Raw genomic sequence first — 1,048 nt, forward strand, 5'->3', positions numbered from 1 at the left:
TGAACGAAAGCACTCAGGTGAATACGACCTTCACCGGGGATCAGACCAACCCGACGACGACCCGTCTGGCCGACGGCCGTATCGTCGTCATCTGGCAGGGCGATGGCGTGTCGGCGACCGAAGTCTACATGCAGATGTATGAAGCCGACGGCGTACACAAAATCGGGTCCGAACAGCAGGTTAACCAGCGCACCAATAACAACCAGGACAGCCCGCAGGTGGTGGCTCTGGCGGACGGCGGCTTTATCGTGGTTTACGAGTCCTATAATGGTGGCCTGGACAACAGTGGCGACGGCATCGTGGCCCGCCGCTACGGCGCAGACGGGCAGGCGGTAACCGATGAGTTCCTGGTGAACACCACCACCAGCGGTGACCAGAATCGTCCGGGTGTCCTGGCAACTGCCGACGGCGGCTATGTCATTAGCTGGCAGGATCAGGGTAAGAATGTCGTTCAGCGTACCTACGGCCCGGACGATCAGGCTCAAACGGGCGAAGTGGTTGTGGCCACCGGTACCGGTATGGGTGCCTCCGGCGGCCCGGAAATGGCCTCGTTTACCGACGCGGCACACGGCGGGATGTACATCACGGTGTGGAACTCGACCTCCGGCCCGTCGGATAAAAGTGGAACCGGCGTGGTAGGGCAAATCTTCGGAGCGGACGGCAAGCCGCTGGGTGGCGCATTCCAGGTGAATACCACCATGGACGGCAGCCAGAACTATCCGGACGTGATCACCCTGAAAGACGGCAGCTTCGTGGTGTACTGGGATACCAACGACTCGGGTGCCAATGGTTCCGACGTGCGCGCCGTGCATTACACGGTGGACCCTGTCACGGGCGTAGTCTCGGTGAAGGGTACCGGAGATTTCATCGTCAACACCTATACCGACGGTAAGCAGTACAAGCCGGTGGGTGTGGCGCTGGAGGATGGCGGCTACCTGATTATCTGGGGCTCGGCCGGCGGTGATGGCAGCGGCTCTGCGATTTACGCGCAGCGCTACGACGCCAACGACCACAAGGTGGGCCGTGAGTTTATTGTCAACACCACCAC

General features: G+C 61.0%; 1 protein-coding gene. It reads left to right on the top strand.

The annotated features are described in order from the left end of the window. Window positions 1–1,048, top strand: a 1,048-nt coding sequence (locus AB1287_RS20310; protein WP_435618894.1) for a hypothetical protein, incomplete at both ends; no start/stop codon positions are given.

The sequence above is a fragment of the Scandinavium sp. UTDF21-P1B genome (assembly GCF_040750395.1).
In the GTDB taxonomy this organism is placed as follows: domain Bacteria; phylum Pseudomonadota; class Gammaproteobacteria; order Enterobacterales; family Enterobacteriaceae; genus Scandinavium.